General features: G+C 58.8%; 17 protein-coding genes. 5 read left to right on the top strand and 12 right to left on the bottom strand.

All coding sequences use genetic code 11. The features are described from left to right. Nucleotides 1–122: 122 nt before the first annotated feature. Nucleotides 123–1,148 carry a tRNA (adenosine(37)-N6)-threonylcarbamoyltransferase complex transferase subunit TsaD gene (gene tsaD / locus ACM1ZW_RS06170; protein WP_017341126.1) on the top strand — a complete coding sequence of 342 codons (1,026 nt, stop codon included), beginning with the start codon at nucleotides 123–125 and terminating at the stop codon, nucleotides 1,146–1,148. Between the two features lie 23 nt (nucleotides 1,149–1,171). On the opposite strand, the gene plsY is transcribed toward tsaD, so the two are convergent. Continuing rightward, on the bottom strand, nucleotides 1,172–1,741 hold the full coding sequence (gene plsY / locus ACM1ZW_RS06165) for a glycerol-3-phosphate 1-O-acyltransferase PlsY (protein WP_017341125.1): 570 nt from the start codon (nucleotides 1,739–1,741) through the stop codon (nucleotides 1,172–1,174). A gap of 74 nt (nucleotides 1,742–1,815) precedes the next feature. On the opposite strand from plsY, the gene folB reads away from it, so the two are divergent. Further along, a complete protein-coding gene (gene folB / locus ACM1ZW_RS06160; RefSeq protein ID WP_008027044.1) occupies nucleotides 1,816–2,172 on the top strand; it encodes a dihydroneopterin aldolase in 357 nt (118 codons plus the stop codon). Next, nucleotides 2,163–2,681, top strand: a complete 519-nt coding sequence (folK, locus tag ACM1ZW_RS06155; RefSeq protein WP_017341123.1) for a 2-amino-4-hydroxy-6-hydroxymethyldihydropteridine diphosphokinase — start codon at nucleotides 2,163–2,165, stop codon at nucleotides 2,679–2,681. Before folB ends, folK begins: the two co-directional genes overlap by 10 nt. Before the next feature lie 90 nt (nucleotides 2,682–2,771). On the opposite strand, the gene ACM1ZW_RS06150 is transcribed toward folK, so the two are convergent. From ACM1ZW_RS06150 to ACM1ZW_RS06100, 11 genes are all read right to left on the bottom strand, one after another. After that, nucleotides 2,772–3,995 carry a multifunctional CCA addition/repair protein gene (locus tag ACM1ZW_RS06150; protein ID WP_017341122.1) on the bottom strand — a complete coding sequence of 408 codons (1,224 nt, stop codon included), beginning with the start codon at nucleotides 3,993–3,995 and terminating at the stop codon, nucleotides 2,772–2,774. 63 nt (nucleotides 3,996–4,058) lie between these two features. Continuing rightward, entirely contained in the window at nucleotides 4,059–5,621 is a 1,563-nt protein-coding gene (locus tag ACM1ZW_RS06145) for a SpoVR family protein (protein ID WP_017341121.1), read from the bottom strand. Continuing rightward, nucleotides 5,618–6,889 carry a YeaH/YhbH family protein gene (locus ACM1ZW_RS06140; RefSeq protein WP_007980218.1) on the bottom strand — a complete coding sequence of 424 codons (1,272 nt, stop codon included), beginning with the start codon at nucleotides 6,887–6,889 and terminating at the stop codon, nucleotides 5,618–5,620. Before ACM1ZW_RS06140 ends, ACM1ZW_RS06145 begins: the two co-directional genes overlap by 4 nt. A 204-nt stretch (nucleotides 6,890–7,093) precedes the next feature. Next, nucleotides 7,094–9,016 (bottom strand): PrkA family serine protein kinase, encoded by a 1,923-nt coding sequence (locus ACM1ZW_RS06135; protein ID WP_017341119.1) that lies wholly within the window; start codon nucleotides 9,014–9,016, stop codon nucleotides 7,094–7,096. Between the two features lie 297 nt (nucleotides 9,017–9,313). Continuing rightward, nucleotides 9,314–9,643: a thiosulfate sulfurtransferase GlpE gene (glpE, locus tag ACM1ZW_RS06130; protein WP_416740311.1), complete on the bottom strand. Its 330-nt coding sequence runs from the start codon at nucleotides 9,641–9,643 to the stop codon at nucleotides 9,314–9,316. 33 nt (nucleotides 9,644–9,676) lie between these two features. Further along, entirely contained in the window at nucleotides 9,677–10,558 is an 882-nt protein-coding gene (locus tag ACM1ZW_RS06125; RefSeq protein ID WP_017341117.1) for a symmetrical bis(5'-nucleosyl)-tetraphosphatase, read from the bottom strand. Beyond that, the gene (apaG, locus tag ACM1ZW_RS06120) at nucleotides 10,558–10,938 is read right to left on the bottom strand and encodes a Co2+/Mg2+ efflux protein ApaG (protein WP_017341116.1); all 381 of its coding nucleotides are present in this window, start codon (nucleotides 10,936–10,938) and stop codon (nucleotides 10,558–10,560) included. The genes ACM1ZW_RS06125 and apaG overlap by 1 nt, the downstream gene beginning before the upstream one ends. Before the next feature lie 121 nt (nucleotides 10,939–11,059). Continuing rightward, the gene (gene rsmA, locus ACM1ZW_RS06115) at nucleotides 11,060–11,878 is read right to left on the bottom strand and encodes a 16S rRNA (adenine(1518)-N(6)/adenine(1519)-N(6))-dimethyltransferase RsmA (RefSeq protein ID WP_017341115.1); all 819 of its coding nucleotides are present in this window, start codon (nucleotides 11,876–11,878) and stop codon (nucleotides 11,060–11,062) included. Then, a complete protein-coding gene (pdxA, locus tag ACM1ZW_RS06110; protein WP_017341114.1) occupies nucleotides 11,875–12,864 on the bottom strand; it encodes a 4-hydroxythreonine-4-phosphate dehydrogenase PdxA in 990 nt (329 codons plus the stop codon). Before pdxA ends, rsmA begins: the two co-directional genes overlap by 4 nt. Continuing rightward, entirely contained in the window at nucleotides 12,861–14,177 is a 1,317-nt protein-coding gene (gene surA / locus ACM1ZW_RS06105; RefSeq protein ID WP_017341113.1) for a peptidylprolyl isomerase SurA, read from the bottom strand. Before surA ends, pdxA begins: the two co-directional genes overlap by 4 nt. Next, complete coding sequence (locus tag ACM1ZW_RS06100) at nucleotides 14,158–16,956, bottom strand: LPS-assembly protein LptD (RefSeq protein ID WP_416740310.1); 2,799 nt, start codon at nucleotides 16,954–16,956, stop codon at nucleotides 14,158–14,160. Before ACM1ZW_RS06100 ends, surA begins: the two co-directional genes overlap by 20 nt. Before the next feature lie 130 nt (nucleotides 16,957–17,086). Between ACM1ZW_RS06100 and ACM1ZW_RS06095 the strand changes: the two genes are divergently transcribed. Further along, complete coding sequence (locus tag ACM1ZW_RS06095; protein ID WP_017341111.1) at nucleotides 17,087–18,106, top strand: aminoglycoside phosphotransferase family protein; 1,020 nt, start codon at nucleotides 17,087–17,089, stop codon at nucleotides 18,104–18,106. Then, nucleotides 18,103–18,774, top strand: coding sequence for an N-acetylmuramate alpha-1-phosphate uridylyltransferase MurU (gene murU, locus ACM1ZW_RS06090; protein WP_017341110.1), 672 nt, complete (start codon nucleotides 18,103–18,105; stop codon nucleotides 18,772–18,774). The genes ACM1ZW_RS06095 and murU overlap by 4 nt, the downstream gene beginning before the upstream one ends.

The raw sequence follows: 18,774 nt of genomic DNA, 5'->3' as shown, positions 1-18,774 counted from the left end.
TTGCGGATGTTAACCCCTCATCGACCGGAATGCAAAGCCTCTGATCGAAAACCGCTAGTCGGCGCATCCCGTGGCGACTATTATGCGCGCCTTCGAATTCAGCCTAAACAGGGCGCAAACCCATGCTAGTACTGGGCTTAGAAACCTCTTGCGACGAGACAGGTGTCGCATTATACGACAGTGAACGCGGCCTGCTGGCCGATGCGTTGTTCAGCCAGATCGACCTGCATCGCGCCTATGGTGGCGTGGTGCCGGAGCTGGCGTCGCGCGATCACGTCAAACGCATGCTGCCCTTGATTCGTCAGGTGTTGGCTGAAGCTGACTGTGTGCCGACCGAGATCGATGCGATTGCTTACACCGCGGGTCCCGGGCTGGTTGGTGCGCTGCTGGTGGGGGCTTCCTGCGCTCAGGCGCTGGCCTTTGCCTGGGGCATTCCGGCCCTTGGCGTGCACCACATGGAAGGCCACTTGCTGGCACCAATGCTGGAGTCGAAACCACCAGAGTTCCCGTTCGTCGCTTTGTTGGTGTCCGGCGGTCATACGCAGCTGGTTCAGGTCGACGGGATCGGTCAATACACGCTCTTGGGCGAGACCCTTGATGATGCGGCCGGTGAAGCGTTCGACAAGACGGCAAAGATGATGGGGCTGAATTATCCGGGCGGTCCGGAAATCGCTCGCCTGGCGGAACAGGGCGTTGCAGGGCGTTTCACCTTTCCGCGTCCGATGTGCGACCGCCCGGGGCTGGCATTCAGCTTCAGCGGCCTGAAGACATTTGCCCTGAACACCTGGCAGCAGAGCGTCAACGCCGGGGACGACAGCGAGCAAGCCCGTTGCGACATCGCGCTGGCGTTCCAGCAGGCCGTGGTGGAGACTTTGACCATCAAGTGCAAGCGTGCCCTGAAACAGGCGGGTATGAAGCGTCTGGTGATCGCTGGCGGCGTCAGCGCGAACAAGGCGCTGCGTTCTTCTCTGGAGAAAATGCTCGGCGACCTGAAGGGCGACGTCTTTTACGCCCGTCCGGAGTTCTGCACCGACAATGGCGCGATGATCGCGTTCGCTGGCTGCCAGCGTTTGCAGGCCGGTCAGCATGAAAGCCTGGCGATCAGCGTTCAGGCGCGCTGGCCGATGGAACAATTGTCGGGGCTGTGATGAGCGGCGTTCACGTGCGGTATCTAAAAATGCCGTTCGCGCCCGGCAAACAGGTCGCGTAGATTGCCGCGATGACGCCAGACGATCAGCCCCGTAAGTGCGCTCATGGGCAGCAATGCCGCCGGTTCTTGCCAGGCCAGCAGCGGCAGGGTAAGTGGTGTGGCGATCAGGGCGGCGAGTGAGCTGGTGCGGGTCAGGAAGAACGTCAGCAGCCACGCGCAGACCGCCAGCAGGGCCGCAGGCGGGTAAAGGCCCAGCAACATGCCAGCGGCGGTGGCGACGCCCTTGCCGCCGCGAAAGCGAAAGTACAGGGGGAACAGGTGACCGATGACGGCGCAAACGCCGATCCAGGCCTGTTCTTGCAGCGAAAGGCCCGCAATGCCTGCGATCAACACCGGCAGCAGGCCTTTGCAGAGGTCGCCGATGAGGGTCAGGATGGCGAGTTTCTTGCCGGCCAGGCGCAACATGTTGGTGGCGCCGGCATTGCCCGAGCCACTCATTCGCGGATCGGGGTTACCGGTCAGGCGGCTGAGCAAAATGGCGAAGGACAGAGAGCCGAGCAGGTAGGCGAAGGTCGCCAGTAACCAAAACATGCTAACTATTCCGGGCGAGGACGCCCTGATTCTAACGGCGCATTGCGCCCTTGTCGTGCAGCGGAGAAGAGTGCTTGGACAGAGTGTTTATCGAGGGCCTGGAAGTCGACACCGTGATTGGTGCCTACGACTGGGAGCGTGGCATCCGACAGTGCCTGCGTCTTGATCTGAGCTTCGCCTGGGATAATCGCCCGGCCGCGGCCGGTGACGACCTGACCCTGGCGCTCGATTACGCGAGCGTTTCGTCGCGCATCCAGGCCTTTGCCGAGCAGGCGCAGTTCCAGCTGGTCGAGACCTTTGCCGAGCGACTGGTGGAAGTGCTGATGAGCGAATTCAACATCACCTGGATGCGCCTCAAGTTGACCAAGCCAGGCGCCGTCCCGGCGGCCACCGGTGGTGTGGGCGTGGAGATCGAGCGCGGATGTCGCTGACTCAGGTGTATCTCGGGCTCGGTAGCAATATCGAGCGCGAAACCCATTTGCAGGCTGGCCTGGAAGCCCTGGCGGGTTTTCTGGTGGATATACGCTGCTCGGCGGTGTTCGAAAGCCAGCCCGTGGGGATCAAGAGCGGGCCGTTCTTCAATTTTGTGGTTTCGGCTTACACCGATCTGCCGCTGATGGAGTTGGACCGCCGGTTGAAATTCATTGAGGCGGACAATGGCCGCTATGCGCCGGACCGCAAGGGTTTGCCACTGGATATCGACGTGTTGCTGTTCGGCGACCTGGTGGGCAATTTCGATGGTTTGATTCTGCCGCGTGCCGAGATTCTGAAAAATGCCTTTGTGCTGTGGCCGTTGTCGCTGATTGCCCCGGATCGTGTGCATCCGGGTGTGGGCAAAAGCTTCGCGACGTTGTGGAGTGAAGCGCAGATTGATCAAGTGTTGGCACCAGTGGCGTTTGAGTGGCGCGGCGTGCAGCTGACCCCGTCCAGTTTCCTTTAAGGCAAAAGATCGCAGCCTCCGGCAGCTCCTACAGAGAAACGCATATTCCCTGTGTAGGAGCTGCCGAAGGCTGCGATCTCTTGATCTTGCTTAGATTTGTTCCTTGTAGGCTTTCAGCGCCTTGAGCCGCTCGCGCTTGATCGCCTCACCCAGCTCCGGCCCCTTGAATCCCTTCTCCAGCAACGGCTGAACCGCCACGCTTCGCGCAGCATTCGCCGCTCCACGCAAATAATCCGCCTGTGGATAACTTCTCTGCTCCAGCCCTTTGCGCCCACGTGCGTCCATTTCACACGCCGCAATAAACTCTTCAAACCGCTGTGGCCGACGGTAAACATCGAAACTCTGCAACAACTCCAGCAAGGTCGAAGGCTTTAGCTCAAGAGCGCGATGCCCGTGAGTGTGAAATTGGCCCACCAGCAGCGCCAGCTCCTGACAGTCCTTCGGCGCCTTGAAGCGTTCATTGACTGCTTTGATCAGCTTCAGGCCCTTGTGTTCGTGTGCGATGTGCCGGGGCCATTCTTCTTCCGGCGTCAGTCCTTTCCCCAGGTCATGCAGCAGGCAGGCCCAGCGCACAGTCAGCGGCTGTTTGTGCAGTGCAGCTTGTTCGAGCACGCTCAAGGTGTGGGCGCCCGTGTCGATTTCCGGGTGGTGGGCTTCGGGCTGCGGGACACCGAACAGTGCGTCGACTTCCGGCATCAGCACCTTCAGCGCGGCGCAGTCGCGCAGTACCTGGATGAACACTTGTGGCTGATCTTCCATCAGTGCGCGGGAAATTTCCTTCCAGCTGCGTTCTGCTGTCAGCGCTTCGAGTTCTCCTGACTCGCTGAGCTCACGCATCAGCTCCAGCGTCTCTGGTGCAACGGTAAAGCCGAGCTCGGCATATCGTGCGGCGAAGCGCGCAACACGCAGAACACGGAGGGGATCTTCGGCAAACGCGGGGGAAACGTGACGAAGCAAGCGAGCCTCGAGGTCGCGTTGGCCATGATAGGGGTCTGTCAGCTTCTGCTGATCGTCTTCGGCCATGGCGTTGATTGTCAGGTCACGACGGATCAGGTCTTCTTCAAGCGTCACTTCGGGGCTGGCGTGAAAGGTGAAGCCGCCATAGCCGCGTCCGCTTTTACGTTCGGTCCGGGCGAGGGCGTATTCCTCACCGCTTTTCGGATGAAGAAACACCGGGAAGTCCGCTCCTACCGGGCGAAAGCCCTTGGCGAGCATTTCTTCAGTGGTGGCCCCGACCACGACCCAGTCGATATCGGTGACAGGCTTGCCCAGCAGCCGATCACGAACCGCACCGCCGACTTTATAAATCTGCATAAAAAACCTCCGTTAGCTCGACAGAATAACCGTTGCGTCGAACTTCCGGAGGCAGAAACCGGATCAAAGATGGATGACAGCCAGGTCCAGCCGGCCGTAATCGCCTTCGTTGTGCTCGCTTCTGGGCGGAACATGGTGGGTTTTCATCACCTGATCCCCTTGCAGGGTTTCCAGGTGAATGTCGAAGCCCCAGAGACGGTGCAAGTGCTTGAGCACTTCCTCGGTAGACTCGCCCAGCGGTTTGCGGTCGTGTTGCTGGTGACGAAGGGTCAGGGAACGGTCGCCACGGCGGTCGATGCTGTAGATCTGGATGTTGGGCTCGCGATTGCCCAGGTTGTACTGCGCTGCCAGGGTTTCACGGATAGTGCGGTAGCCGTCTTCATCGTGAATGGCCGGCACCAGTAGATCGTCCTTCTGGTCGTCATCGAGAATGCTGAACAACTTCAGGTCGCGGATGACCTTGGGTGAAAGGTACTGCAGGATGAAACTCTCATCCTTGAAGCTGCTCATGGCGAACTTGATGCTCGATAGCCAATCGGTACCGGCGATTTCCGGGAACCAGCGGTAATCCTCTTCGGTCGGGTGTTCACACATGCGCCGGATGTCCCGGTACATCGCAAAGCCCAGGGTGTAGGGGTTGATGCCGTTGTAGTACGGGCTGTCGAAACCCGGCTGAAAGACCACGCTGGTGTGGGACGTCAGGAACTCCATCATGAAACCGTCGGTGACCAGGCCCTCGTCGTACAGATCGTTCATCAAGGTGTAATGCCAGAACGTGGCCCAGCCTTCGTTCATCACCTGGGTCTGGCGTTGTGGATAGAAGTACTGCGCGATCTTGCGCACGATGCGTACGATCTCGCGCTGCCACGGTTCCAGCAGCGGCGCATGTTTTTCGATGAAGTACAGGATGTTTTCCTGAGGTTCGGCGGGGAAGCGCGCGTTGTCCTTGTCGCTGTACTTGTCCGCGCCTTTTGGAATGGTGCGCCACAGATCGTTGATCTGCTTCTGCAAATGCTCTTCCCGATCCTTTTGCCGACGACGTTCCTCTTCGGCGGATATCGGGTAAGGGCGTTTGTAGCGGTCTACCCCGTAGTTCATCAGCGCATGGCAGGAGTCCAGCAGGTCCTCGACCGCATCGATGCCGTGGCGCTCTTCGCATTGCATGATGTACTGCTTGGCGAACACCAGATAATCGATGATCGAACTGGCGTCGGTCCAGGTGCGGAACAGGTAATTGCCTTTGAAGAAACTGTTGTGCCCGTAGCAGGCATGGGCCACTACCAGGGCCTGCATGCAGATGGTGTTTTCTTCCATCAGATAGGCAATGCACGGGTCAGAGTTGATCACGATCTCGTAGGCCAGCCCCATCTGGCCGCGAGAGTAGGATTTCTCGGTGCTGAGGAAGTGTTTGCCGTAGGACCAGTGGTGATACCCCAGTGGCATGCCCACAGAGGCGTAGGCGTCCATCATCTGCTCGGCTGTGATCACTTCGATCTGGTTGGGGTAGGTATCGAGGGCGTAGCGAGCCGCGATACGGCTGATTTCGCGGTCATAGGCCTGGATCAGCTCGAACGTCCATTCTGAGCCGGTGGAAATGGGTTGGCGCTTCTGCTCTTTGGCGGTCATGTCACTAACCTGCGCTGGAAGAGTTCACGGAAGACCGGATAGATATCCCCGGCCGAGACCAGTTGTTGCTGGGCAAAAGTGTCAGAAAAGGCTTCGGCGATGCGTTCGTATTCGAACCACAAGGCCTGGTGTTCACGCGGGGTGATCTCAACGTAAGTGTAGTACTGCACAAACGGCATGATCTGGTTGATCAGGATGTCACGGCAGATTGGCGAGTCGTCATTCCAGTTGTCGCCATCGGAGGCTTGCGCGGCATAGATGTTCCACTCGTTGCTCGGATAGCGTTCGGCCATGATCTCCTGCATCAGTTTCAACGCGCTGGAAACGATGGTGCCGCCGGTTTCGCGGGAGTAGAAAAACTCTTCCTCATCGACCTCCCTGGCGCTGGTGTGATGGCGGATGAACACGACGTCGATCTTGTCGTAGTTACGCTTGAGGAACAGGTACAGCAGGATAAAGAAGCGCTTGGCGATGTCTTTGGTTGCCTGGGTCATGGAGCCGGACACGTCCATCAGGCAGAACATCACGGCCTTCGAGCTGGGGTTGGGTTGCTTGATCAGTAGGTTGTACTTGAGGTCGAAGGTATCGAGGAACGGTACGCGATGAATGCGCGCACTGAGTTTTTCGATTTCTGCCTCGATTTCCTGAATATCGCCGAAGTTGTCCGGTTCTTCCTGCTTCAGCCGCAGCAATTCCTCTTTGGCTTCACGCAGTTTCGCCCGGCTGCTGCCGGACAGGGCAATGCGCCGTGCATGGGCCGAACGCAAGGTGCGGATGATGTTGATCCGCGACGGGTTGCCTTCGTTACTGATCCCGGCGCGTACGGTCTTGAAGGTATCGGTGCCGGTCAGGTTACGCTTGACCAGGTTCGGCAGCTCAAGGTCCTCGAACATGAACTCGAGGAATTCTTCCTGGGTGATCTGAAAGACGAATTCGTCCATTCCTTCACCGGAGTTGCCGGCCTTGCCCGGGCCTCTGCCACCGCCGCCTCCGGGTGGACGGGCGATGTGCTCGCCGCTGGTGAATTCCTTGTTGCCTGGGTGTACGACGGTCTGCTTGCCACCGCGACCGTGGTGAAGCACCGGCTCGTCGATGTCGCGGCCGGGAATGCTGATCTGCTCGCCGTGTTCCATATCGGTAATGGAACGCCGGCTGACTGCCTCTTCGACAGCCTTCTTGATGTGATCACGGTAACGCCGCAGAAACCGCTGGCGGTTCACCGTGCTCTTGTTCTTGCCATTGAGACGTCGGTCGATCACATAGCTCATGACTGCTCCTTAGAAGCTGTCCTGAAAGGGGCGAGCGGTGATGCAGCATCGGACCGGGAGCCAAGGGATATTCAACGCTCCCCCAAGCGCTTTGGATGCTGCCTGAACTCGCTACCGACTTTCGAACACCTTCCAGAGGCCTGTGTAACAGAAAATGCGCACACAGGTCTCTGGCTGACGACAACCGGTCTGACCGGCAGCGGGTTATTGTGATTTTCTGACCCGCAAGTACCACTCGGACAGCAGTCGTACCTGTTTGTCGGTGTAGCCCCGCTCGACCATCCGTGTGACGAAGTCGTTGTGCTTCTGCTGGTCCTCTTTGCTGGCCTTGGCGTTGAAGCTGATGACCGGCAGGAGGTCCTCGGTGTTGGAGAACATTTTCTTCTCGATGACCACCCGCAGTTTTTCGTAGCTGAGCCAGGTCGGGTTCTTGCCGTTGTTGTTGGCTCGGGCGCGCAGCACAAAGTTGACGATTTCGTTGCGGAAATCCTTCGGATTGCTGATGCCGGCCGGTTTTTCGATTTTCTCCAGTTCTTCGTTCAGTGCCACGCGGTTGAGAATCTCGCCGGTTTCCGGGTCGCGATACTCCTGGTCCTGGATCCAGAAGTCGGCATACAGCACGTAACGATCGAAGATGTTCTGGCCGTACTCGCTGTAAGACTCGAGGTAGGCGGTCTGGATTTCCTTGCCGATGAACTCGATATAACGCGGCGCCAGGTATTCCTTGAGGAACCGCAGGTAGCGTTCACGGGTTTCGGCCTGGAATTGCTCCTGTTCAATCTGTTGTTCCAGCACGTAGAGCAAGTGCACCGGGTTGGCGGCGATTTCGTGCGGATCGAAGTTGAAGACCTTCGACAGAATCTTGAACGCGAAGCGCGTCGACAGGCCGTTCATGCCTTCGTCGACACCCGCATTGTCGCGGTATTCCTGGATCGACTTGGCCTTTGGATCGGTGTCCTTGAGGTTTTCACCGTCATACACCCGCATCTTGGAATAGATGTTGGAGTTTTCCGGCTCCTTCAGGCGTGAAAGCACGGTGAACTGGGCCAGCATTTTCAGGGTGTCCGGCGCGCAATGCGCCTTGGCCAGCGAACTGTTGAACAGAAGCTTGTCGTAGATCTTCACTTCGTCGCTGACCCGCAGGCAGTACGGCACTTTGACGATGTAGATCCGGTCGATGAAGGCTTCGTTATTCTTGTTGTTGCGGAAGGTGTGCCATTCCGATTCGTTGGAGTGGGCCAGCAGGATCCCGGTAAACGGAATCGCCCCCAGGCCTTCGGTACTGTTGTAGTTGCCTTCCTGGGTGGCGGTCAGCAATGGGTGCAGCACCTTGATCGGCGCCTTGAACATCTCGACGAATTCCATCAGGCCCTGGTTGGCCCGGCACAGTGCGCCCGAGTAGCTGTAGGCGTCGGCGTCGTTCTGCGGGAACTCTTCCAGTTTGCGGATATCGACCTTGCCCACCAGTGCCGAGATGTCCTGGTTGTTTTCATCTCCCGGCTCGGTTTTGGCCACGGCGATCTGGTTGAGGATCGACGGATAGAGTTTCACCACGCGGAACTGGCTGATGTCGCCACCGAATTCGGCCAGGCGTTTAGTGGCCCATGGCGACATGATGGTGTTGAGATAGCGTCGCGGAATGCCGAAGTCTTCCTCAAGGATCGCGCCATCTTCAGTGGCGTTGAACAGACCCAGGGGCGATTCGAAAACCGGCGAGCCTTTGATCGCGTAGAAAGGCACCTTCTCGATCAGCTGTTTCAGCTTCTCGGCCAGGGACGATTTACCGCCACCGACAGGACCGAGCAGATAGAGGATCTGTTTCTTCTCTTCCAGGCCCTGAGCGGCGTGGCGGAAATACGAGACGATCTGGTCGATGCATTCTTCCATCCCGTGGAAGTCTTCAAAGGCCGGATAGCGACGGATTACCTTGTTGGAAAAGATTCGCGAAAGCCTCGAGTTGGTCGAGGTGTCGAGCAGCTCCGGTTCTCCGATGGCCAGCAAGAGACGCTCGGCGGCGGAAGCGTAGGCGCTGCGGTCGTTTTTGCACAGCTCCAGGTACTCTTGTAGCGAGAGTTCTTCCTGGCGTGTGGACTCGAAGCGTTGTTGGAAGTGGCTAAAGATACTCATGACGTCACCTCGCTCGATACGTGGAGCCGACGCCGGATCATTCAGTCGATGCTGGCAGCAACCGAACAGGCAGTTGCTGTTTACCCCCCAGAACTCTCTCGAAGCTGACGACTCCGAAAGCTACTCCCGATGATCCGCGCGCCGGTGTACCGGCTCTCCCCTGTTTTGGATGGCCTGCGCTTAAGGATAGTTGGGAATTCAGGAGGTAAAGGGCGGATACGTAATTAGTTGTGGCTGACCGTTCGTCTGCCACGGCGCTAGCCCGCGGGAGCCGGGGGCTTGCGTGTTACAAAAAAATTATTCGGAAGAGCCTTGTGCTGTTTCCGAAGGATAAGTCGTACGCCACAGCTCAAAACCGCCATCCATGCTGTAGACGTCGGAGAAACCCTGGCTGATCAGGTAAGCCGCCGCGTTCTGGCTGGAATTGCCGTGATAACAGACCACGACCGTCGGTGCATCAAGATCGGCGGCGCGGATGAAATCCGAGATGGAGACGTTGTCCAGATGCTTCGAGCCGGCGATATGCAGCGCGGCATATGTTGCAGGATCTCGAACATCGACCACCACCGCGCCTTGTTCGCGCAGGGCCTGGGCCTGTTCTGGGGGGATGCGTTTGAATTCGCTCATGGCGGGCTCCTGTGGCTCGGCTGAAAGCGCAGTCTAGCGCTGGGCGCTGGCTGACGTTTGTTCGGGAATAGGGGAGGCGACTGGCGGCAGGGCATGGCCATGCTCGTCGCATTTGCACTGCAGGCGTTCAAAGGTGTCGACGTTCATCAGGGTCATCGAACCACCCCAGACGCAACCGGTGTCGAGGGCTAAGATGCCCGGCTCGTTGCACTGGCCCTCAAGTGCTGCCCAGTGGCCGAAGATGATCTTCACGCCCTTGGTCTTGCGCTCCTTGAACTGGAACCAGGGTTTGTAACCCTCCGGTGCAGTGTCGAGACCTTCCTTGCTCTTGAGGTCCAGCTTGCCTTCGCTGGTGCAGAAACGCATGCGGGTGAAATAGTTGGTGATCACGCGCAGGCGGGTTACGCCTTTGAGATCACTGTCCCACTTCAACGGCTCGTTGCCGTACATGCCATCGAGGTAAGGCGCAAAACGGTTGTCGTCGCGCAGCGCCTCTTCGACCTCGGCGGCGTACTTCAAGGCTTTGCGCAGCGACCATTGTGGCGGTATGCCGGCGTGGACCAGGGCGATGTTGCGCTGTTCGTCGTAATGCATGAGCTTTTGCTGGCGCACCCACTCCAGCAGTTCCGCGCTATCTGGCGCTTCAAGAATCTCGCGCAGGGTGTCGGCTTTCTTCAGGCGTTCGATGTTGTGGCCAGCAGCCAGCAAGTGCAAGTCGTGGTTGCCCAGTACGCATACCAGTGACTCGCGCAGGCTATAAAGGAAGCGCAAGGTTTCCAGCGATTGCGGACCACGGTTGACCAGATCGCCGACCAGCCACAGTTTGTCCCGGGCAGGGTCGAAGGCGACTTGCTCAAGCAGGCATTTCAGGGGGTCGAGGCACCCTTGCAGGTCGCCTACGGCATACGTCGCCATCAGTGCAGGGCCCCAGGCACCGCCAGGCGGAATGGGGCGATGATGGCGTCGAAATGCTTACCGTCCTCGGCAATCATTTGATAGCTGCCTTGCATGGTGCCGACCTTGGTCGTCATCACTGTGCCACTGCTGTAGGTGTGGTCGCCGCCGGCCAGGATCAGCGGTTGCAAACCCACGACGCCGGCACCGCGAACCTCTTCGACATGTCCGTCGCCATCGGTGATGACCCAGTGCCGGGACAACAGCTTGGCTGGTAACTCGCCACTGTTGTGCACGGTAATGGTGTAAGCGAAGGCAAAGCGGTTTTGCTCGGGTTGCGATTGTTCTGCCAGATAGCGGGTGACGACGCTGACGTCGACCTGATAACGAGAATCGGACATGCAAGAGGCCTTAAAAACGAAGCGGGACGCGGGGCGTAGCTGATGTCTCAGTCTAGGCCAAGTATCGGGTAGTAAACCAGACATGGGGGCTGGTGTCCTACCCGATAACGCTTGTTGCCTGTCAGTCGGCGGCGGGCTTCTGTAGGACTTGTTCGCTGAGCTTGTCGGCCAGGCGCACAAAGGCGGCCAGATCGAGCTGTTCAGGACGCAGGCTGCCGTCGACACCGGCGGCGGTGATTTCGTCGTTGCTCAGCAGCAATTTCAGGGTGTTGCGCAGGGTCTTGCGGCGCTGGTTGAAGGCTTCGCGCACGACGCGCTCCAGCAGGCGGTGATCCTTGGCCGGGTGTGGCAGTACTGCGTGAGGCACCAGGCGTACGATGGCCGAATCGACTTTAGGCGGCGGGTTGAACGCGCCCGGGCCAACGTTGAACAGGTGCTCTACGCGGCAGTGGTACTGGACCATGATCGACAGGCGACCCCAGTCACCGCCGCCAGGGCCTGCCGCCAGACGCTCGACCACTTCTTTCTGCAGCATGAAGTGCATGTCGCGAATGATGCCCGCGTTGTTCAGCAGGTGAAAAATCAGCGGCGTAGAGATGTTGTACGGCAGGTTGCCAACCACGCGCAGGCTGTTCGGTGCGGCGTTCAGGCTGTTGAAGTCGAACTTCAGCGCGTCACCCTGATGCAGGTTGAAGTTGCTCTTGCCGGCGAACTGTTGGTTGAGGATCGGGATCAGGTCTTTGTCCAGCTCCACCACGTCCAACTGGGCACCGCTGTTCAGCAGGCCTTGAGTCAGCGCACCCTGGCCAGGGCCGATTTCCAGCAGGCGGTCTTCGGGTTTGGCATGGATGGAGCGCAGGATGCGGTCGATAACGCCGGCATCATGCAGGAAGTTCTGGCCGAAACGCTTGCGCGCCCGGTGTTGGTAATGCTCGGTCATAAACGGGTCTCGGCCATCTGGTAGGCGGTTTCCAGGGCGACTTGCAGGCTGCCGGTGTCGATTTTACCGCTGCCGGCCAGGTCCAGGGCAGTGCCGTGGTCGACCGAGGTGCGGATGATCGGCAAGCCGAGGGTCACGTTGACTGCCGCGCCGAAGCCTTTGTATTTCAGCACGGGCAAGCCCTGGTCGTGGTACATCGCCAGCACCGCGTCGCAGTGCTCCAGATATTTGGGGGTAAACAGAGTGTCGGCGGGCAGGGGGCCGCGAAGGTCCATGCCCTCGCCGCGCAGGCGCTCTAATGTAGGTTCGATGATGTCGATTTCTTCATGGCCCAGGTGTCCACCTTCACCGGCGTGCGGGTTGAGCCCGCAGACCAGGATGCGTGGCCGGGCGATGCCGAATTTTTCTTGCAGGTCGGCGTACAGAATCCGCGTGACCCGTTCCAGACGCTCCGGCGTGATTGCATCGGCGATCTCGCGAAGGGGCAGGTGAGTGGTGACCAGGGCTACGCGCAATCCGCGAGTCGCGAGCATCATCACCACCTGTGCGGTATGCGTCAGGTCAGCGAGAAATTCCGTATGACCGGAAAAGGCGATGCCTGATTCATTGATCACACCCTTGTGCACAGGGGCGGTAATCATCCCGGCAAAATGCCCGTCCAGGCAGCCCTGACCCGCGCGGGTCAGGGTTTCCAGAACGAAAGCCGCATTGGCTTTGTCGAGTTGACCGGCAATGACTGGCGCACTAAGCGGCGTATCCCAGACATACAGGCTGTTGGCTGGTGCGGGTACATCCGGCCAGGCACCAGGCGTGACTGGCAGCAAATCGACAACCACACCGAGCTGCGCGGCCCGCTCTGTGAGCAGGTCGCGACTGGTAATGGCAATCAGGGGGTGTGGCTGGGCTTGCGAGGCGAGCAGCAGGCACAGGTCAGGACCTATGCCGGCCGGTTCACCGGGTGTCAGCGCGAAACGCTTGGGTTTCACTGCGCTGCCTGGTCTGCACCAGGAAGTTTGATCTCTACGTACGCTTCGTCACGGATCTGACGCAGCCAGGTTTGCAGCTCTTCGTCGTATTTGCGGTTACGCAGTACGGTCATGGCTTGCTGTTCACGGGCCTGGGTGGTGCTGTCGGTGGCGCGACGGCCAAGGACTTCCAGAACGTGCCAGCCATATTGAGTCTGGAACGGCTTGGACAGCTGACCTTGCGGGGTGTTGGCCATCACTTCGCGGAATTCAGGCACCAATGCATTCGGATCGATCCAGTTCAGGTCGCCACCGTTGAGGGCGGAACCCGGATCTTCCGAGTAGTTTTTCGCCAGTTCGCCGAAATCTTCGCCCGCTTCGATACGGCTATAGAGCGATTGCGCCAAGGCTTTGGTTTTTGCTTCGTCGCGGATCGGACTTGGTTTGACCAGGATATGACGCACGTGCACTTCGTCACGTGTCTGGGTCTCGCCACCACGCTTGTCGAGGATCTTCAGGATGATGAAGCCGCCCGGCGTGCGCATTGGCTGGGTAACGTCGCCAACCGCCATGGTGCTCAGCATACGATCGAACGGAGGTGGCAATTGAGCGGCTTTACGCCAGCCCATATCGCCGCCTTCCAGTGCGGTTTCGCTGGCGGATTTGGCGATTGCCAACTGACCGAAGTCAGCGCCTTGCTTGAGCTGCTGGTAAACCGCATCAGCCTGTTTCGCCGCATTCTGAATCGCTTCGGAATTGGCACTTTCCGGCGTAGGAATCAGGATGTTGGCCAGACGGAATTCTTCGGACAGCTGCATCTTGCCAAGATCGGAAGCGAGGAAGTTCTTCACCTCCTGCTCGGAGACCTGGATGCGTTCGGCCACACGGCGTTGACGCACACGGCTGATGATCATTTCGCGGCGAATCTGCTCACGGGCGTCGTCGTAGGACAGACCGTCGCGAGTCAGGGCGGCACGGAATTGTTCAATCGACATGTTATTGCGCTGGGCAATGGTGCCGACGGCCTGGTTCAGCTCTTCATCGGTAATGCGAATGCCGGAGCGTTCGCCGATCTGCAGTTGCAGGTTCTCGACGATCAGACGCTCAAGCACCTGCTGGTCCAGCACGCTGGCCGGCGGCGCGGAAGCGCCGCGTTTGGCGATGGTTTGCTGAACTTCATGAACGCGCTGGTCCAGTTGGCTCTGCATGACCACGTCGTTATCGACAATGGCCACCACTCTATCGATGGACTGTACCGCGGCATTCGCCGCAGTACCCAGGAACAGCGCGCCCAGCACGAGCGGGCGCAGACAATCAGAAAGCTTGGTCTTCACGTTCACGATAACCTTGGATGCCTTTGTCGAGGAAGCTCTCTACTTTGGCGCCGGTGAGGCCGCCGAGACCTTTCAGAACGATTTGTAGGAAGATGCCATGGTCGCCTTTTTCGTTTTCCGGGGCGTTCTGACTGAACTCGTCATACGACACCCAGTACCGATTGATCAGGCGCAGTTTCCAGCAGCAGTTGTCGTACTCGAAACCACCGAAGGCTTCCAGGGTACGGTTGCGGTTGTAGTCATACTGCCAGCGACTGATGGCGTTCCACTGCGGCACGATCGGCCAGATCACCGAGAAATCGTGCTGTTGGATCTTGTAGTAGTCCTTCACGTAGCCCGGGGTGCCCGGAGTGCCGTAGTCACCACCGCCCACCGACCACTTGCCGGTGTTCTGGTCGTAACGGACCTGGTCATTACGATAGCGATAGCCGGCGTTGATGACCTTGTTCGGGTTGTCTTCAGGCTGGTAGTGGAACATCGCGCTGCCCGAGCGAGGGCTGTGGCTGTCCGGGTCCCAGTTGTAATCGGCGGTTGTGCGCCAATCGCGGTTCCAGCGGTATTCGTATTCCAGCGCATACGGTGAAACATTGGCATTTGCATCGTCGCGGGTTTTTGCATCGATACCCGGCAACTGGACTTCGCGATCCTTGAAATACAAGGCCTGGCCGACGCTGATGCGTTGGCGCTCGAAGCCGTCTTCCTCGATCCAGCGGTTGGTCACACCCAGCGACAGTTTGTTCTCGTCGCCGACGCGGTCGGAGCCGGAGAAGCGGTTGTCGCGGAACAGAGACGCATAGTTGAAGGTGTATTCGCCGGTGTCGAAGACCGGGATGTCCTTCTGGTCTTCCTCAGGTACATAGAGGTAGAACAGGCGAGGTTCCAGGGTTTGGCGATAGTTTTTACCGAACCAGGTGGTGTCGCGGTCGAAATACAGGCCGCTGTCAATGCTCGCAATCGGGACGCCACGGTTTTGCGAACTGCTGAACGACTCGCCGAGGGCCGAGGCGTTATTGCGATTCGTCAGGAGATCGTTCTTGCCGGTGCCATCAAGATCAAGGTCGTACTGAGTGTACTGATACTTGAGCGATGGCTTCACGAAACCATACGTCCAATCCAAAGGCAGGCTCACACCTGGCTTGAGGTTCAGACGATTACCGTTGGCGCGCGCCAGGCCCGTCACGTTGGTGTCCAGGCGAGGCGACAGGACGCCGTTTTCATCGGAAAACTGACCTGTTTCCAGATCCCGCTCAAACCGCACGATTTCTGTTTCGTAGTCGAAATTCAAGCCTTGCGGATGTACCGGCAACTGACCATTGAAGGTGAGCTGCGGCAAACGATCATACGGCGTGATGTTCGAAACGGTTGCAAGCTGATACGCCTGGGCGTTCAAACGAGCGGTGTAGCTGTCGCCACGGTAGGTGACGGAACCTTGCTGGTTGACGTAATCGTCGGCTTTCACGCCAATCTGATCGGTCTGCAGATCCTGGAAGTAATACGGATCGCTGATCTTGGTGTAATCGACCTGGGTGAAAACGCGAGAGTCAAGACCGCCCTTGTGTTGCCAGTTGTACATGTAGCGGGTTTTTTCGTAGTCGGTCTGCTGACTGCGATCGGTGTTGTCATCATTGAGGTACGCGGCGCCGAACTGACCTTCGCTGGATTTGGTCAGGTAACGGAATTCGCCTTCCATCAACAGGCCGCGCTTGCTCATGTAGCGCGGGTACAACGTGGCATCGTAGTTCGGTGCCAGGTTGAAGTAGTACGGCGTGACGAGCAGGAAGCCGGTATCGCTGCCAGTGCCGATGGTCGGCGGCAGGAAGCCGGACTGACGACGGTCGTCGATCGGGAAATAGATGTACGGCGTGTACAGAACCGGAATGTCCTTGACCCGCAGCGTCACGTTGGTGGCGGTACCGAAACCGGTGGCCGGGTTCAAGGTAATGTTGTTGCCCTTGAGCTGCCAGGCGTTGCTGTTCGGTTCGCACGTGGTGTACGTACCATCCTTGAGGCGGATGATCGCGTTCTCGGCACGTTTGGCGTACAGCGCGTTACCGCGGATACGGGATTTGTGCATCACGTATTCGGCGTTGTCGACCTTGGCTTCCCCGGTGTCGAGCTGTACTTCGGCGTGGTCGCCGACGATCAGCGCGCCGTTGTCGCGAATGCGTACGTTGCCGTCCAGCTCGCCACGGCTCTCGGCCTGATAGAGGTTCGCTTCGTCGGCTTCAGCCTGCATGCTGCCCTGACGCAAGACCACGTCGCCCGCCAGGGTGGCAATCTGCTCGTCCTGCTTATAGCGGGAGGCCTTGGCGCCGACAAAGGTCGGAGCGTCACTTTTATTCGTCTTGTCATTCATGCCAGGACGAATCGGTTCGATATAGGAACCAGAGCAATAAGGACCGGTTTCGGCCAATTGCGCTGCAGTGAGCTTCTCGCGCGGAACCCAGTCGAGGTGACTGTAGTCTTCGCTACGTGACTTGAGACCGCGGCCTTTGGCTTCGGTGACCAGCGCAGTCTTGGGGCCAGTGTCTTCACTGGCGCCGCTCTCGGCCGGTGCTTCACCGGTCGCGGAGACTGCGCTGCCGTCATGGACGGGACGCGGTGGCAATGCAGCCGCCGGCGTCTTTGGCGCACAGTCCCAGGCACCCGAAGCAGAGACTGAGCAGTCATACTGTTCCGCGGCGACCACGAATGAAGTGGCTAGAGGTTGCAGGGCCAGCAGACTGCCGGTAACCAACAACGGAAATTTTTTACGAAACGCGGGGGATTTCAATGCCATCTTATTAGTCCGGGCTTCCTGCGTGCCATCTGCCCGCGGTGTGGGCCGCACGCCTCTCGATGGTCTGAAAAAGATGCTGGATAATAAAGCATGACCCGCTTGACGGCTAGCGCCGTCGGAGACCCTTGCAATGCCTGACCAAGATGTACGTTTGCAACACCTGAAAGTTTGGCTCGATGAGCAGTTGGCGACCCTCTTTGCAGAGCAAGGTTGGGGCGCCGTACCCCCGGCCACGTTGACCGCGGCCAGCAGTGATGCGAGTTTTCGGCGCTATTTTCGCTGGGAAGGCGCAGGCAGAAGTTTCGTCGTAATGGACGCGCCACCGCCCCAGGAAAACTGCAAACCCTTCGTGGATATCGCTTTTTTACTGGCGAAATCCGGAATAAATGTGCCGAAAATTTATGCCGAAGACCTCGAACGCGGTTTTCTTTTGCTCAACGACCTCGGCAACCAGACGTATCTGGATGTCATCGACAGCGAAAATGCCGACGATTTGTTCAAGGATGCCTTGCAGGCACTGCTCGCTTTTCAGCAATTGCCGATGGTTGCACCGCTGCCGAGTTACGACGTGGCGCTGTTGCGTCGCGAGCTGGAATTGTTTCCTGAGTGGTACGTGAAGCGTGAGTTGGGCATCGAGTTCGACGCTGCGCAACAAATACTCTGGAAGAACGTGACCGAGCTGTTGATCGACAGTGCGCTGGCGCAACCCAAAGTGCTGGTGCATCGCGACTACATGCCGCGCAACCTGATGCTGAGCGAGCCGAATCCCGGTGTGCTGGATTTCCAGGACGCGGTCTACGGCCCGGTGACCTACGACGTGACCTGCCTGTTCAAGGACGCTTTCCTGAGCTGGCCCGAGGAACGTGTGCGCGGCTGGCTGGAAGATTACTGGCAGCAAGCGGGCGCCCTGGACATCCCGGTTCAGCCGGACTTCGAAGACTTCTTGCGCGCCAGTGACCTGATGGGCGTGCAGCGTCACCTGAAAGTCATCGGCATCTTCGCGCGCATCTGTCACCGCGACGGCAAACCGCGTTACCTGGCCGACGTGCCGCGGTTCTTTGCTTATATAGACGCCGTGATCGCCCGCCGCCCTGAGTTGGCTGAGCTGGATGTGCTGCTCCTCAGTCTGCGTGCTGGAGCGACTGCATGAAGGCAATGATTCTGGCCGCGGGCAAGGGCGAACGCATGCGCCCGTTGACCCTGACGACGCCCAAACCGCTGGTTCGTGCCGGCGGCGTGCCATTGATCGAGTACCACTTGCGTGCGCTGGCCGCCGCCGGTTTTACCGAGATCGTGATCAACCATGCATGGTTGGGTCAGCAGATCGAAGACTATCTGGGTGATGGCTCGCCCTATGGCGTGAGCATTCAGTACTCGCCGGAAGGTGAGCCACTGGAAACCGGTGGCGGGATATTCCGTGCGTTGCCGTTGCTGGGTGATGAGGCGTTTGTGGTGGTCAACGGTGACATCTGGACCGACTACGACTTCAGCGTGCTGCATCAGCCTATCAACGGCCTTGCTCATCTGGTGCTGGCGGATAACCCGAACCACCATCCGGCGGGCGATTTCACTCTGGTCGACGGGCAAGTGCACGATGGCCAGCCTGAAACACCGACCCTGACTTACAGCGGCATCGCGGTGTTGCATCCGCAGTTGTTCGACGGCTGCTCGGCCGGCGCTTTCAAGCTTGCACCGCTGTTGCGAAAAGCCATGGCTGACGGACAGGTGACGGGTGAGCGGTTGAATGGTCGTTGGGTGGATGTCGGCACTCACGAGCGTCTGGCTGAAGTCGAAACGCTGATTGAAGCGAGTCGCTGA

Source organism: Pseudomonas sp. NFX71 (assembly GCF_048079215.1).
In the GTDB taxonomy this organism is placed as follows: domain Bacteria; phylum Pseudomonadota; class Gammaproteobacteria; order Pseudomonadales; family Pseudomonadaceae; genus Aquipseudomonas; species Aquipseudomonas fluorescens_B.
Note: the sequence above shows the minus strand (reverse complement) of the source record. Positions and strands in the feature narration are given on the sequence as shown.